At 54.2% G+C, this 13,959-nt stretch carries 9 protein-coding genes and 2 tRNA genes; 6 read left to right on the forward strand and 5 right to left on the reverse strand.

The window, feature by feature from the left end; genetic code table 11:
• Both V6C07_RS04835 and V6C07_RS04840 read left to right on the forward strand, forming a co-directional pair.
• Positions 1–542 (forward strand): NAD(P)(+) transhydrogenase (Re/Si-specific) subunit beta (locus tag V6C07_RS04835; RefSeq protein ID WP_333535236.1); only part of this gene is annotated, 542 nt, incomplete at its 5' end.
• Positions 543–1,106: 564 nt separating this feature from the next.
• Positions 1,107–2,465 carry an aminotransferase family protein gene (locus tag V6C07_RS04840; RefSeq protein ID WP_333535238.1) on the forward strand — a complete coding sequence of 453 codons (1,359 nt, stop codon included), beginning with the start codon at positions 1,107–1,109 and terminating at the stop codon, positions 2,463–2,465.
• 184 nt (positions 2,466–2,649) lie between these two features.
• Here the strand turns inward: V6C07_RS04840 and V6C07_RS04845 are convergent, their stop codons facing one another.
• The gene (locus V6C07_RS04845; RefSeq protein WP_333535239.1) at positions 2,650–4,347 is read right to left on the reverse strand and encodes a sigma-54 interaction domain-containing protein; all 1,698 of its coding nucleotides are present in this window, start codon (positions 4,345–4,347) and stop codon (positions 2,650–2,652) included.
• Positions 4,348–4,807: 460 nt separating this feature from the next.
• Here V6C07_RS04845 and xsc point away from each other — a divergent pair, with 460 nt between their 5' ends.
• Complete coding sequence (xsc, locus tag V6C07_RS04850) at positions 4,808–6,550, forward strand: sulfoacetaldehyde acetyltransferase (RefSeq protein WP_333535240.1); 1,743 nt, start codon at positions 4,808–4,810, stop codon at positions 6,548–6,550.
• Positions 6,551–6,761: 211 nt separating this feature from the next.
• The gene (locus tag V6C07_RS04855) at positions 6,762–8,192 is read left to right on the forward strand and encodes an APC family permease (protein ID WP_333535241.1); all 1,431 of its coding nucleotides are present in this window, start codon (positions 6,762–6,764) and stop codon (positions 8,190–8,192) included.
• 823 nt (positions 8,193–9,015) lie between these two features.
• Here the strand turns inward: V6C07_RS04855 and V6C07_RS04860 are convergent.
• Positions 9,016–9,091: transfer RNA gene (locus V6C07_RS04860), tRNA-Lys, on the reverse strand.
• Positions 9,092–9,291: 200 nt separating this feature from the next.
• On the reverse strand, positions 9,292–11,046 hold the full coding sequence (locus V6C07_RS04865; protein WP_333535242.1) for a glutamine--tRNA ligase/YqeY domain fusion protein: 1,755 nt from the start codon (positions 11,044–11,046) through the stop codon (positions 9,292–9,294).
• Between the two features lie 413 nt (positions 11,047–11,459).
• On the opposite strand from V6C07_RS04865, the gene V6C07_RS04870 reads away from it, so the two are divergent.
• Positions 11,460–11,554: transfer RNA gene (locus tag V6C07_RS04870), tRNA-Ser, on the forward strand.
• Positions 11,555–12,067: 513 nt separating this feature from the next.
• Here the strand turns inward: V6C07_RS04870 and V6C07_RS04875 are convergent.
• A complete protein-coding gene (locus V6C07_RS04875) occupies positions 12,068–12,304 on the reverse strand; it encodes a hypothetical protein (protein WP_333535243.1) in 237 nt (78 codons plus the stop codon).
• Between the two features lie 208 nt (positions 12,305–12,512).
• A complete protein-coding gene (locus V6C07_RS04880) occupies positions 12,513–13,241 on the reverse strand; it encodes a PAAR domain-containing protein (RefSeq protein WP_333535244.1) in 729 nt (242 codons plus the stop codon).
• Between the two features lie 426 nt (positions 13,242–13,667).
• Between V6C07_RS04880 and V6C07_RS04885 the strand changes: the two genes are divergently transcribed.
• On the forward strand, positions 13,668–13,856 hold the full coding sequence (locus V6C07_RS04885; protein ID WP_333535245.1) for a ribbon-helix-helix domain-containing protein: 189 nt from the start codon (positions 13,668–13,670) through the stop codon (positions 13,854–13,856).
• Positions 13,857–13,959 lie beyond the last annotated feature (103 nt).

Here is a 13,959-nt window from a genome sequence, read left to right on the forward strand (position 1 = left end):
CCGCCGCCGGCGCGGACAGCAAGGAAGCCGCCGCCGCAAAGCTTGTGCAGAACGCCAAAAAGGTGGTTATTGTCCCCGGTTACGGCATGGCGCTTGCCCAGGCGCAGTACAAGGTCAAACAGCTTGCCGACCTGCTTGAAAGCAAGGGCGCCAGGGTGAGCTACGGCATCCATCCGGTGGCCGGCCGCATGCCGGGCCACATGAACGTGCTGCTTGCCGAAGCCAACGTGGACTACGAGCACCTGCTTGAAATGGACACGGTGAACCCCATGTTTGCGGAGTCCGACCTCGTCATCGTGGTGGGCGCCAACGATGTTGTGAACCCCGCCGCCAACACTGCCGAAGGCACGCCCATTTACGGCATGCCCATCCTGAAGGTGGAGGACTGCGGCAACATCATCATCGCCAACTATGACGACAAGCCCGGCTACGCGGGCGTGCCGAATCCGTTGTACGAGCGCGACGGCGTGATCCTCATGACCGGCGACGCGGGCAAGACCTTTGACAAGCTGCTGGCATATGCCCAGGGCGATCTGGTGTAGATCCGGTCAGGCGTATTTTTTTACTATAAAGCAAAATGCTCTGCGCGGTCTCCGAAAAAACGCATGTCTCTGAATGTCCTAAGGCCCACCCCACTCTGGCCCCGGCGCGCAGTTGAGACATAAAGCCCGCAATCGCGTTTTTTCATGCGCAGCCGCTCCGGGCGCTCTTTCCCCTGACAGGGAGGGAGCGCCCGGTTTACGTTTTTTTACGCGACATGTGACTCCTTTCTTTATGACTTGCGCGGAAATACAAGTCTCTTTTGCATTGTCTCAAGAGTGTTCTGTGAAAATATTCTTTAATTCAGGGATGTTGTCGGCATGGCATGCTTATTGCCTTTATTGATGCAACAAGCCGGGCAGGGCTTGCAATGCGCGCGGTCTGAAATCAGGCAAGTGGCAGCCGCCAGCAAGGAGGGTATGGAAAACGTTTGGCGATAACACAGTGAGTTTTTTTGTCGCCAGAGTGGCCCTTGCCGGATGCGCGGAATGTTTTGTTGAACTATGGGATTTTGATTTCAGAGCTGTTTATGGCCGCAGTCCAACATTTTTAAGGAGTGATTTTCCATGTCAGCAAAGAACACAAATGAATATGTCAACGGGGATATAAAGAACGTATGGCATCACCTCATGCTGCATCAGGGCAATGCCCCCATGATCGCGGTAGAGGGCAAGGGCATGTATCTCAAGGATCTTAACGGCAAGGAATATCTGGACGCCACATCTGGCGGCGTCTGGTGCGTCAACGTGGGCTACGGCCGCGAGCGCATCGCCAATGCCGCCGCCGAGCAGATGAAAAAGCTGCCTTTCTATGCGGCCAGTTGTGGTTCCCAGCCTGCCATTGATTTTTCTGAAAAGCTGCTTTCGCACATGCCGGGCCTTTCCCGCGTGTACATCTCCAGCAGCGGTTCCGAAGCCAACGAAAAAGCTTTCAAGATGGTGCGCCAGATCTCCCAGCTCAAGCACGGGGGCAAAAAATATAAAATCATTTACCGTGACCGCGACTACCACGGAACCACCATCAGCACCCTGAGCGCCTGCGGTCAGGAAGAACGCCGCGAGCAGTATGGTCCCTTTACACCGGGTTTTGTGGAATTTCCCGCATGCCTGGCCTACCGTTCGCCCTATCCTGAAGGCACGAAAAACCTTGGCGAAAAGTTTGCCCGTGAACTGGAAGCCGTGGTGCTGAAGGAAGGCCCCGAAACCGTTGGCGCTGTCATCCTTGAGCCGATCACGGCCGGTGGCGGCATCATCGTGCCCCCGGAAGGCTACTATGAAACCATTTCCGAGATATGCAAAAAGTACGGCATCCTGATCATCATGGATGAAGTTGTTTGCGGTCTTGGCAGAACGGGCAAGTGGTTCGGCTATCAGCACTTCAACATCCAGCCCGACATCGTGACCATGGCCAAGGGCGTTGCCAGTGCCTACATGCCCATTTCCTGCACCGTGACCACCGAAGAAGTGTTTGCGGCCCTGCAGGATACCACTGACAAGCTTTCGTACTTCCGCGATATCAGCACGTTCGGCGGCTGCCTTGCCGCTCCCGCTGCTGCCCTTGAAAACATCAAGATCATTGAAGAAGAAAAGCTGCTGGACAATATTGTCGCCATGGGTGACCACCTGCAGCAGGGCCTGCAGAAGCTTCTCTCCCACAGCAAGGTGGGTGATGTGCGCGGCAAGGGTCTTTTGCAGGGCATCGAATTTGTTGAAGACAAAGTTTCGAAAAAGCCCCTGGAAGAAGAAAAGGTCATTGCCGTCTGCGGAGCCATGGCCAAGCGCGGCGTGCTTGTGGGCAGAACAAACCGCAGCTTTGTGGGCCGGAACAATATCATCAACGTGGCCCCGGCGTATATTGTGACCAAGGATCAGATCGATACCATTCTCAAGGCGCTGGGTGAGTCCATAGCCGAAGTTCTGGGCTAACAGCGCAGGCTTGCCGGGCCATTCCCGTCGGAGCCTTGCCACCGGCAATAGTGAGCCTTGCCGGTCGGCTCCGGCAGCCGGCGAAGAGGACGGCCGGGCAAACCATCAGGGACCGCTTCAGAAGTTATTCTGGGCGGTCCCTGTCTTTTTTGCATCGGCTCCCGAGCTCTGGCCCGGCCTTGCATCAGCTTCTTTTTTTCTCGGTAACGGGAATGCGCAGCTGCTTGGCCTTGCGCACCACGGTGGACTGGCTGATGCCGAGCCGCGCAGCCGCCTTGTAGGTGCTGCCCGTGGCAGTCAGGGCGTCACTGATAAGGGAGCGCTCCAGACTTTCAACAGCCTCTTTGAAGGAAAGATTTTTATCGATCTGCCCGGGCTGGGATTCTTCGGTTTCGTCTTCGCTGCATATCTCGGGCAGATCGCCCAGCAGGTAGGCAGGCAGGTCGCGCATGGATATGACGCTGCTTTCGGTCATGGCTGCCAGAAAGTCCACCGCTGCGCGCAGTTCGCGCACGTTGCCCGGCCACGAGTGCTTGCTGAAGCAGTCAATAACGCTGGGCGAAAATGTTTTTATGGTGTTGTAGCGGGTGCAGGCCTTGTCCAGAAAGGTCATCATGAGGGCGGGTATGTCTTCGGGGTGCTCCCGCAGTGGCGGCATGTTTATGCTCAGCACACGCAGGCGGTAATACAGGTCAGCCCTGAACAGGCCGGTGCTCACCAGCTGGTCCAGGGGTCTGTTGGTGGCGGCGATGATGCGCACGTCCACACACAATTCCTTTTCGCCGCCAACCTTGCGAAAGCCCTGACCATCAAGCACATGCAGGATTTTTGCCTGCATGCTCAGGGGCAGTTCGCCAATTTCGTCAAGCAGCAGGGTCCCCTTGTCGGCCAGACCAAAATATCCTTTTTTGCCCGAGCGGTTGGCCCCGGTAAACGCGCCTTTTTCATAGCCGAACAATTCTGACTCAATGAGCGTGGGGGGTATGGCCGCGCAGTTCACTGAAATAAAGGGGCCGTCGGCACGTGGGCTTTTCTGGTGTATGTAGGAAGAGGCATAGGTTTTTCCTGTGCCGGTTTCGCCCAGGATAAGAATGCCCGATGGCGCGCGGGCCGCTTTTTCAAGTTCGGATACGCAGCGGCGCATGACCTTGCCCGTGGCAATGAATTTTTTTTCATTGTTGTGCTGCAAGGCTGCCGCTTCGGCCTGACGCAAAAATGCCGCGCGTTCGGCATCGGCCAGCCGCCGCTGCAAGGTTTCAAGCTCTGTAAGGTCGCGAATACAGGCCACCACGCGCCAGATATTGCCCTGCTTGTCAAAGATGGGTGTGCTTGTATTGAGGCAGCGGGTTCCGTTGGGATAGTCATCGAATCTTGTGACGATTTTTCTTTGCTCAAGAGCTTCCAGCGTCACTGCCGCCGAAAATTTGCCTTCCAGCATCGGAATGGTCACAGACTTGCCGACCATCTCTTCGGGCTCAATGTTGGCGATGCGCTTCATGGCCTTATTGACGTACAGCGTGGTGCCATTGCCGTCGATAATCCACATGCCGTCATACATTGAATCCATGATGGCGTGCAATTCCTGATACAGGAGGTGCACGTCCTGCTCATTATCCGCCACATGGCTTTCATGCAGGATAACAAACCTGCGCCTGTTTTTTCCTGTCGGGGAATCTTCATCGTTCAGCCATTTCCAGCAGAGCGCCCATTTGCCGCAGGGCAGGCAGATGTCAATGGGGGTATCTGGCTCACTTGCTTGCACTTTTTTGGACAGTCTGGGGGCGCAATAACGTTCAAGCGTTTTTAAAAGTGAAATATTGCTGCCTTGCGCGGGAATATGTCTGTCTTTAGCATCTGGGAGCGAATCGCTGATTTTCTGCATAAGTAGATGAAACGAATGACTACATGCCTCAATAGCCCAATGTTCGTCACTACAAACCAGTGCACAGCTGCTGGAGGGCATTAGGTTAAGAAGATATATTATGTCATATATGTATTTGTTCATATGCGCCCTTTCCATTTTTTTACAGATAATGCGATGCTGCATTATGTCAACATGGTAATATGCGTAGTAAGGCGATATTGCATTAGCATTATGCAGGGGGCCGCATGATAATGTCAATGTTTAAAATATGTTAACCATATCGGCGCTCTGGAACACTTCTTGTATTACTCAGATACAAGCTTAGGCGGTGCGCAGGCAGCCCCACGTTACAGGCAGTTTTCGGCAAAACCCCACATGGTTCTGCAAGCTACGGGCCACAAGCCCCGTAAGACATGACAAGACGCCGGATACGCGGGAAGCGGTAACAACCTATCATGCATTTGTATCGGAGGATAACATGCCCAAGATGACGCCCAGTGAGGCCATGACAGAAGTTTTGGTTCAGGAAGGAGTAAACCATGTAAGCGGTATCCTCGGTTCCGCCTTCATGGATATGTTGGACTTGTTCCCCGCTGCGGGGATTGATTTTGTTTCGGTGCGTCATGAGCAGACTGCCGGGCATATGGAAGACGCCTACAGCCGCCTTACCGGCAGGGCGGGCGTGGTTATCGGGCAGAACGGCCCCGGCATCACCAACTATGTAACGGCCGTGGCAACCGCCAACATGGCGCATTCGCCCATGGTGGTCATTTCGCCCAGCGCCGGCAGCATTTCCGTAGGCTGGGACGGTTTTCAGGAATGTGACACGTGGAACCTGTTCAAGCCCATCACCAAAGCCTCGCTGCGCGTGCCGCATCCCAAGCGCGCTGCCGACATTCTGCGCACGGCCTTCCGCATCGCCTACGCCGAACGCGGCCCCGTGCTTGTGGATATCCCCCGCGACTACTTCTACGGCGAACTGGATGAAGACATCCTGCATCCTTCACAATACCGCGTAGCCCCCGGCGGCATCGGCAATCCCGAACACTTTGCCGCCGCCGTGGAAGTGCTGAAAAACGCCAAGAACCCGGTGATCATTTCCGGCCGTGGCGTGGTGGACTCCGGCTGCATGGAAACCCTCAAGGCCATGGCCGAATATCTGGGCGCGCCCGTGGCGACGACCTATCTGCACAACGATGCCTTCCCCTGCGACCATCCTCTGTGGACTGGCCCCATCGGTTACATGGGTTCCAAGGCCGCCATGCGCATTCTGCAGAAGGCCGACGTCATTCTGGCCGTGGGTACAAGGCTGTCCTATTTCGGCACGCTGCCGCAGTATGATATCAACTATTTCCCCAAGACCGCCAAGATTGTGCAGATTGACATCAACCCCCGCCATATCGCCAAGACGCACCCCGTTGCCGTGGGCCTGTGCGCCGACGCCAAGGACGCCTCGGAAGAGCTGTTCGCGCGCCTGCGTGAAGCCGTACCCGCCAAGAAGGACCTCACCCCGGTGCACAACCTGGTGAAGGACGAGCTTGCCAACTGGTATGCGGAAATCGCGCTCATCGCTGATGAGCCTGTGGAAGCCGGGCGCATGCATCCGCGCAAGGCCCTGGAAGTGGTGGGCAAGTTCATTACGGATCACGACGCCATTGCCACCACCGATATCGGCAACACGTCTTCCACGGCCAACAGCTACCTGCGCTTCAAGAAAACCAAGCGCCATGTGGCTACCCTGACCTTCGGCAACACGGGCTTTGCCTATCAGGCCGCCCTGGGCGCGCAGTTGGCCTGCCCCGAAGACCTGACCGTGGCTATCGTGGGTGACGGCGCGTGGGGCATGAGCCTTTTTGAAGTACCCACCGCCTGCCAGTACAACCTGCCGGTCATCGCCACCGTTTACAACAACGGGGCCTGGTGCGCCGAAAAGAAAAACCAGGTGGACTTCTACAATAACCGTTTTGTGGGCGCGGACATCTGGTCCAAGTCCTACGCCAAGATCGGTGAAGCCATGGGTGCTGACGGCTATACCGTCAACACGCAGAAAGACCTGGCCGAGGCTCTGGACACGGCCAGAAAGAACCGTCGCCCCGCGGTTATCGAAATCATGACCGACGGCACGCGTCTTGCGCCTCCTTTCCGTAGAGACGCCCTGGCCTTGCCGACCAGGTTCCTGCCCAAGTACGAGCATCTCGACAAGGCGCATTTCAACAAATAGTCAGAAAAGGGCGCGTCCGGATAACTCCCGGGCGCGCCCTTTCGGTTGCAAGGTAAATTCATTCAAATTTTCAGATATGGCGATTTTTTTGCGCTCCACAACTTTTTATGCCAGCAATTTGATTGCCTGATGCGCCACGGAAGGTGCCAAAACCGAGGAGAACTGTTGTATGTCACAAGTTCATGAATCCCGACCGGTCTTGGAAAAAAATATGTCCCCATTGTCCATATGGGCGTTAGCATTCGGCGCGATTATCGGATGGGGAGCCTTCATTATGCCCGGCTTGAGGTTTTTGCCGGGTTCTGGGCCGATCGGCGCCTGCATAGGTTTTGTATGCGGGGGTCTGCTGCTCATGTTTATTGCGGTAAGTTACGGTAAAGTTGTGGGGCTTTACCCTGTGGCTGGTGGTGTTTTTGCTTTTGCCTACGCGGCATTTGGGCCAGGCTTGGCCTTTGTGGGCGGGTGGGCGCTACTTTTGGGTTATCTTTGCATTATTGCACTCAACGGCACTGCCATTGTGCTCTTGACGCGCTTTCTCATACCCGGCGTTTTGGAACTGGGGTACATGTACAGTATTGCTGAATGGAAAATTTATTTCGGTGAGTTATTATTTTTGGAAGCTGTATTGGCGCTGTTCTGGTATCTCAATTACAGAGGTGCGGATGTCGTAAGTAAGGTGCAGGTTGTGCTGGCGGTTATACTTGCTGTGGGTGTACTTGCGCTTCTTGTGGGCGCGGTGGTGTCGCCCACAAGCCAATGGCAGAATATCGAACCCTGGTTTGCACAGGACAAGTCGGTCATTGCGTCCATAGCTGCGGTCACGGCCATTGCACCCTGGCTTTTCGTGGGTTTTGACACTATCCCGCAGGCTGCGGAGGAATTTAATTTTTCCGCGAAAACAGGCGTGCGGCTCATGATTTTATCCATTGTCTGCGGCATCGTCACATACAGCATAATTACCCTGGCTGTGGCCGCTGTTATTCCCTATCCGGAATTGCTGGCGCTCAATCCCGTATGGCATACGGGCTATACCGTCAGTCTTTCGCTGGGCAAGGTCGGCAGCTTCGTGCTCGCCCTTGCGGTGCTCTCCGCCATTCTGACCGGTATTAACGGATTTTTCATAGCCAGTTCACGGCTTATGTTCAGCATGGGGCGTGCCCATATTTTGCCGGTATGGTTCTCGTCCCTGCATGACAAGCACAAAACCCCGCACAACGCGCTCAACTTTACGCTCGTTGTGGTGGCAATTGCGCCATTTTTCGGCCGCGAAGTTCTATCCTGGGTTGTGGACATGTCTTCAATCGGTACCATCGTGGCCTACTTCTTTGCCTCGGCATCCGCTTTCGTGATCATGCGTAACCATAAAGACAACTGTAATATAAGCGGGATACTGGGCTGCGCGGCGTCTTTGATCTGTCTGGGATTGCTGACGCTGCCCATGTCGCCTGCCTGCATCGGGCCTGAGTCGTGGCATGTGCTGGTTGCCTGGTCTATTCTGGGGGTCTGCTTCTACATTGTGCGGTACAAGGCTGTACATGCCATTTCTGAAGAGGAGCGCACGTATATGATCCTGGGTGAATCTGACCTGAGGGATCATATGGCCCAGAAGGCTGAAAAAAAGTCTGACCAGCTCGCTGCGTAGCTGAAAAAAATTCACTCGGGCAGAAGCTGCAACAGCCTTGCTTTGTCAGCCTTGCTGCCTGAACCCAATGTTTCCCATGTCCATGCGCGTGGGAAGCCCGCCAACACGACTACTTGTGCATGCTACTGCCCCGTAGCCTGTACAGCCCCGTAATCTGATGGCGTATCTCCTCCAGCGGCCGGTCTCCCTTTTCACGCGAGGGGGACCGGCTAAAATTTGAGGGCTTACGCCTGCGGAATGCCAGATTGACCCTTGGTGGCAGTGGTGGTGGGGCAGGGGCCTTGCCTTCCAGAAGCTGCCAGCCCCGCAAACACCTAGAGCAGATTAACTTTGAGAATGTACATTCTCAAAGTTTAAGACACGCTCGCTTCGCTGCTTAACCGCGCAAGTAAATTGCGCTTGCATCTTTGCGGCGGGCGACTGCTCACGCAGCCGCCAGAGCAATTTCAAAGTGAAATTGCTCTAGGCCCCGGGGAAAGCGATTTTGGGGTTGGCTTAATCCGTTTCTGAGGCTGTCTCCCTGGGGGTGTGCGTCTGCAAACAAGACGGCCTGTGCCACCCGCCATGCGCCGCGTAGATAATCAGGCTCTGATGAGCACTCCGTGTCGTTGCCGGGCTTTGAAGCTGTTGGTTGGAATGAAAGAATCATGTCAGTGCATGCCCTTGATTGCCATACAGGAAATGATTGAAGCCGGCTGAGGCGGGCGTGTGCGCTCACCTCAGCAGCTGTACTGAAACGTTCGCCCCTTGGCGAGCCGGCAGAAAACGGGCATGCCCAATGAAAAAAGGCTTATGGCATGTAGCCATAAGCCTTTGATTTTTTTGGTGGGTCGTGCGGGGTTCGAACCTGCGACTCTCTGCTTAAAAGGCAGATACTCTACCTGCTGAGTTAACGACCCGTTGAGACGCGCAATATATATACAGATACTGCGGCTGTCAAGCATGAATTTTATGCCCGGTTTACTTGCTTTCGCGGGTAGGCCGGAATGGGCGCAAGTGTCTGGGCCGCAAGGGCATTACCGCAAATTGCGGTTTGTAGCCGGCGCGGGCATTTCTGCCGAATCGGCTTGTTGCCCAGCGCCAAGGGGCCTTGTGGACCTTATCCTTTTTTCTCAAGTTTGGCCCAGGTGTCGCGCAGGGTTGCTGTGCGGTTAAAGACCGGGCGCTCCGCTGTGCTGTCCTTGTCCTTGCAGAAGTAGCCGAGGCGCTCGAACTGCACTTTTTGGCCTACGGCAAGTTCCGCAAGGGCCGGTTCAAGCAGACCCTCGATGACCGTGAGGGACTGGGGATTGATATAGTCCAGGAAAGACTGGCCTTCGGGAGCGGCATTAGGGTTTTCCACGCTGAAAAGCTGTTCGTACAGGCGTACTTCGGCGGGGAGGGCGTGCGCGCCAGAAACCCAGTGGATGGTTCCCTTGACCTTGCGCCCATCCGGGCTTTGGCCGCCGCGGCTTTCGGGGTCGTAAACGCAGCGCAGTTCCGTGATGTTGCCGTTTTCATCCAGCACGGCCTCGCGGCAGGTGATGAAGTAGGCATAACGCAGGCGCACTTCCACGCCGGGGGCCAGACGGTGGTATTTTTTGGGCGGATCCAGACGGAAGTCGTCACGCTCGATGTAAATTTCGCGCGAGAAGGGAACCTTGCGGCTGCCGTAGCTTTCATCTTCCGGGTGGTAGGGCATGTCAAATTCTTCCACCTGCCCCTCAGGGTAGTTTTCAATGATCACCTTGATGGGGTCAAGCACGGCCATGACGCGCGCGGCATGGGCATTCAGGTGCTCGCGTACGCAGAATTCCAGCATGGAGTATTCCACGGTGGAATCAGCCCGGGCCAGGCCGATACGGGAGCAAAATTCGCGCAGGGCTTCGGGCGGCACGCCCCGGCGGCGCAGACCGCTGAGGGTGGGCATGCGCGGGTCGTCCCATCCCTGTACGTGGCCTTCTTTGACAAGCTGGATGAGCTTGCGCTTGGAGAGCACGGTATAGGTGAGATTGAGACGGGCGAATTCGATCTGCTGGGGGTGATAGACCCCGAGGGTTTCAAGCACCCAGTCATACAGTTCGCGATTGTTCACGAATTCCAGCGTACAGAGCGAGTGGGTGATGCCCTCAATGGAGTCCGACAGGCAATGGGTAAAGTCATACATGGGATAGATGCACCATGTATTGCCCGTGCGGTGGTGTTCGGCATGCCGGATGCGGTAGATTGTGGGGTCACGCATGACAAGGTTGGGCGAAGCCATATTGATCTTGGCGCGCAGCACCCGTTCGCCGTCGGCAAATTCTCCGGCACGCATGCGGCGGAAGAGGTCGAGGTTTTCTTCCACACTGCGGTTGCGCCAGGGGCTTTCGCGGCCGGGCTCGGTAAGCGTACCGCGATGTTCGCGGATTTCTTCGGCCGAAAGGTCGTCCACGTAGGCTTTGCCCATTTTGATAAGCTGCTCGGCATATTCGTACAACTGCTCAAAATAGTTGGAAGCGTAAAATTCCCGGTCCTGCCAGTCGCCGCCAAGCCAGTGGACGTCTTCACGGATGGAGTCGACGTATTCCTGTTCTTCCTTGGTGGGATTGGTGTCGTCAAAGCGCAGGTTGCACAGGCCGCTGAATTCCTTTGCAACGCCGAAGTTCAGGCAGATGGACTTGGCGTGTCCCAGGTGCAGGTAGCCGTTCGGCTCAGGAGGAAAGCGCGTATGAACCTTGCCGTCGTAGCGGCCGGTGGCGTTGTCTTCCATGATGCGCGCCCGGATAAAGTCCACTCCGGGCTTGCTTGCAGGCTCCGCCGCTGCGGTTGTGGAAGAAGGATTGGAGGAACCTGCTGCGGGGGAAGGGACTGCGGATTTTGTTTCGGGGGCCATACTGCGCTCCATTGCTCCTGGCGATAATGTAAACTCCTAAATTACGCCAAGCAGCGGCAAGGGTCAACGTGCGGTTCTTCCGGCAAGGAAATGCTTCGGGTGCTGGCTGTTTCGTGCGCAGTTTGCGCCTGCTTTTTATCTGACAAAACGAAAGAACGGCAGATTGCTGCGAGGCTGCGGCCCAAGGCCGCAGCCTGTGCGGCAGGTAGGCGCGGGAAGGATCATGCGCCGTCCTGTGTTCTTACCGTGCGTGGGTAACTGCCTGAACATGCGGCTGTGTGGCTCAAGGGCGGGCAACGGGCTTTTTTAAATACGGAGCAATAATGTTCATTCTCTTGATTCTCTTGACAGGCATGCTGTACTGAGCTAGATTGCGCTTCTGCATTCTGGGCGCTGCTGCGTCCGTTGCACGCGGAGAGGTGTCCGAGTCGGCCGAAGGAGCTCGCCTGCTAAGCGAGTATACGGGCTTAAACCTGTATCGAGAGTTCAAATCTCTCCCTCTCCGCCACATAGCAAGTAAAACCGCCAAGTTATCTGATGATAGCTTGGCGGTTTTTGCGTTCAAAAAGGGTATGATTTTAGCGAGTACATGGCCGTATCCATACCGTTGTCCATACTTTTGCTCAAACCTCTGCGAAAATACGCTGCTTTTGCAGTAGGTCTATAAAATTCACGGATAGGTATTTTATGGGTGGTTTGGCTGGTGAAAAAGTTTGAATGAAAAATGGCCTGAAATAAACATTACATGTATGTAATCCAGTGAAATGCCGGCAGTAACCTTGCGGTATTGGGCCAGGGTTTTTCTGTCGCCCAGACTCTATTCAGCCTGGGCGTGAAAATCGCGCATTTTGGAATCATTAATTTTCGACGTCGAAAAGCGGTAAGCTGCCATAATGGTGGCTTGCCGCTTTTTCCGTGAGTACGCTATTTGGCCTACCACTCTAGAAGTTTGGTCATAGTACTTAAGCTCTACACTTTGGTGTTGAGCCCTCTACATCTGCTCCATTTGTCCCTCGCGACTTTAATCAGGCTTTGGCCGTTCGCCAAGAATCCCGGCATATCTTACGGGTCTGTCCGGACAAATTTCAATGGCCCTTGCTTCTGCCTCCTCAAATTCTGCATATACAGCATCTTCACCTACGAGGCTAAAAATTTCTACAGGTGGCACAAAATCCCTCTTGATACCAGAAATCATTTTTTTTGTACCAACATATACGTCGTATGGTTGGCCAATAAAAAGGCAAACCTGATCGCGCATGATTGCCGCCTCTTTTTCATTCAGCCGTATACCTATCACATAACAATCATATCCCTTACAACTCCCTCGGACCCCATTCATAAGTACTGGCATTCCGGGGACTGTCTTACGTATTTCTATTTCTTTCACACTGTTGCAAGGTATACGTACTTCGCTTGCATGAACAGACAGTGGCGTTATAACCGTGATGGCAAGGAAAAAAAGTATATTAATTCGCATAAATATCCTTTGTCCATACCTCAATATGAAGCATATACACATCCGTAGGAGCATCAACAGAAACAGTCCATGTTCCAGTATTCCCAATAAATCTGAACACATGTTCCCATTGTTGTATAAGATGGCACCCTTGAATTTGTATTTCTCCTCGGGAAATCCCAGCTTTTACAGTTACAGGAGTAATATATTCCCCAATATTTTTTACGTATACCAAGGCCTCCCCATTGATGGGGATATCGCGGTTTTCCCACCCGCTGTAATGCCCGGCGCTCAGTGAAATGCCGGCAGTAACCTTGCGGTATTGGGCCAGGGTTTTTCTGTCGCCCAGACCCTGTTTTTCAGCCTGTGTGTGAAAGGCGCGCATTTCGGAATCGTTGAGCGGTGGCGGTGCTTTGGGTGGGGCCTCAAAACGGGGAGAGCTAAGGCCATCAGCCCATGCTGGATTCCAAGGCTTGTTCGCGCTTTCCGCTATCAGCCTTGCACCGCAGGACGTGCGGCAATCATGCACGGCAACGGGCATATCATGATCAAATGTATTTTCAGTACCCTCGACAATTTTATGGACACCGCCACACCTGGGACATGTCACCTGATCCCCGACACGCGCCACGGGCACACCAAGATAGCTGAAAGTCATTGATCCACTGATAACCTGACCACCGTGCGTTGTTCTGTCTCCCAACACAATAATGTGTCGTCCGTGAATGGTATAGGTCATGCAACCTCCCCGGTGCGATGCTAGTATCGCAAGTTTTGTGAGAAGCGTAGGATACTTGGGGGGGGGGAAATGGAGCCGTGGCGCAAAAAAGCGCCTGCCACTGAGTGTAACGTGGTAATTTTTATCATGACTTTAATATATGCGCAGTAAATGCATAAAATCTATATTACACGCGATATCCAACGATTTTGGCTCCATATCTGAGCCTAAACAATAGGCAATATAGTTGGTAAGCCCCGTATCACCTGTTAAGTATGGGCATATTGATCTGATTTTTTTGGCAACTGTTCAAAAATCAGCTTTACGTGCAGGGTTGTGTCAAACATGGCACAGGCGTGAGGCGGTTAACCCCGTAGGGCTACTTATAATTGCGGGGCTTCATAAAGTTGAGTAGGACTTAATCCTATCAATGCTGAAGGAGGCTATATGCGGACGACACAGCAATTCAGCATCACGCTGCCCAATGAGATGGCAAATGTGGTCAAGGCAAAGGTGCAAGCTGGTGAGTATGCGACAGAAAGCGAAGTTATCCGTGATGGGCTTCGCGCTCTGATGGCGCGTGACAAGGCAGTCAAAAACTGGCTTCAAGCTCATTGCTGTCCGGCTAAGGGTTAAGAAAAAAGTCCAAAATCTCAATGCGATGTGGTATAAAGAGTTTGCGAAAAACTTTGCCACACAAGGAGATTTTGGACATGAGTCACCATAATACACTTTTCTC

Source organism: Desulfovibrio sp. 1214_IL3152 (assembly GCF_036763055.1).
Taxonomy (GTDB): domain Bacteria; phylum Desulfobacterota; class Desulfovibrionia; order Desulfovibrionales; family Desulfovibrionaceae; genus Desulfovibrio.

Coding starts and splice junctions, on each gene's coding strand:
- V6C07_RS04885 (WP_333535245.1), top strand. CDS start 13,668: ATGCGGACGACACAGCAATTCAGCATCACGCTGCCCAATGAGATGGCA.
- xsc (WP_333535240.1), top strand. CDS start 4,808: ATGCCCAAGATGACGCCCAGTGAGGCCATGACAGAAGTTTTGGTTCAG.
- V6C07_RS04845 (WP_333535239.1), bottom strand. CDS start 4,347: ATGCAGAAAATCAGCGATTCGCTCCCAGATGCTAAAGACAGACATATT.
- V6C07_RS04865 (WP_333535242.1), bottom strand. CDS start 11,046: ATGGCCCCCGAAACAAAATCCGCAGTCCCTTCCCCCGCAGCAGGTTCC.
- V6C07_RS04840 (WP_333535238.1), top strand. CDS start 1,107: ATGTCAGCAAAGAACACAAATGAATATGTCAACGGGGATATAAAGAAC.
- V6C07_RS04855 (WP_333535241.1), top strand. CDS start 6,762: ATGTCCCCATTGTCCATATGGGCGTTAGCATTCGGCGCGATTATCGGA.
- V6C07_RS04875 (WP_333535243.1), bottom strand. CDS start 12,304: ATGCGCGATCAGGTTTGCCTTTTTATTGGCCAACCATACGACGTATAT.
- V6C07_RS04880 (WP_333535244.1), bottom strand. CDS start 13,241: ATGACCTATACCATTCACGGACGACACATTATTGTGTTGGGAGACAGA.